Genomic DNA, 1,105 nt, shown 5'->3' with positions numbered 1-1,105 from the left:
TTGCGGTGCTGGTCGTAGAAGGCGCGGGCGCCGGGGCTGGATCGCAGGCTGGAGTAGGCCCACATGTCGATGGCGGCCGCCAGGCGCCGGTTTTTGACGTGGCGGGCCAGCACCGCACGTCGTCGCCCCGAGGCCACGGTGATCGGTGATGTGGCCGCATAGTTTTTGCGACACTTGGCTGTGGTGAACCGGTTCGGGTCGTCCCCGAACTCACCGAGCACCCGGGCGCCGAGGATGACACCGAGTCCTGGCAGGGAGAGGTAGATGTCGGCGTCCGGGTGTTTCTCAAAATGGTCGGCCAGCTGTGCTTCCAGCGCGGCGATCTGGTCGTTGAGGACCTGCAGCACGCTCACCGTGGCTGTGGTGGTGGCTGACATCGCGGCCACGACCTCATCGGAGGTACGCAGGTGGCGGCTCCGTAGCGCGGACTGGATCTCTCGAGCTCGGGTATCGATGTTGCGTTGTCGCCCTGCGGCCTTGAGGGCTGCGCTGATCTTGGACAGGCTCAACGCCGCACCTTGGGCCGGGCCGGGCGCGCGGTGCAGCACCGCCAACGCGTCGCGGCTGTCGATATCGGGGAAGGCCGCCAGCGCGGCCGGGTAGTACTGGCCCAACTCGGCGCGCAGGGTGTTGCTGTGGCGGGTGCGCGCCCAGACCAGTGATTGATGAGCCCGAGCCAGCACGGCGATCGCCTCGACCGCGCTGCTGTCCTCGGCCAGGCGGCGGTGGTTGTGGCGGTCGGTGCGCACCAGGTCGGCCAGCATCTTGGCATCACCGGTATCGGATTTGGCTCCCGATACCGAGTGACGATCACGGTAGCGCGAGGCCGACAGCGGGTTGATGCCATACACCTGATAGCCGACGCTGGCCAGGGCCTGGACCCACAAGCCGCTGGTGGTCTCGATACCGATGACCACATGTTCGGGCTGCTCAGCGTAGCGGCCCACCAGCTGATGGAAAGCCGCGATTCCGTCCCAGCCCTCGGGCACCCGAGCATGGGTCAGGCGTTTTCCCCGCTCATCCATGACCCACACGTCGTGGTGATCGTCGGCCCAGTCGTCTCCTACGAAAATCATGCACTCTCATCGCCTTTCCGGTTCTTGGG

At 66.4% G+C, this 1,105-nt stretch carries 1 protein-coding gene; it reads right to left on the bottom strand.

The features are described 5' to 3' along the window. A partial coding sequence (locus JDV09_RS11295) for an IS110 family RNA-guided transposase (RefSeq protein ID WP_221369222.1) occupies positions 1–1,076 on the bottom strand: 1,076 nt, incomplete at its 3' end. Positions 1,077–1,105: the final 29 nt, after the last annotated feature.

This window comes from Mycolicibacterium xanthum, from assembly GCF_019710635.1.
Classification (GTDB): domain Bacteria; phylum Actinomycetota; class Actinomycetes; order Mycobacteriales; family Mycobacteriaceae; genus Mycobacterium; species Mycobacterium xanthum.
Note: the sequence above shows the minus strand (reverse complement) of the source record. Positions and strands in the feature narration are given on the sequence as shown.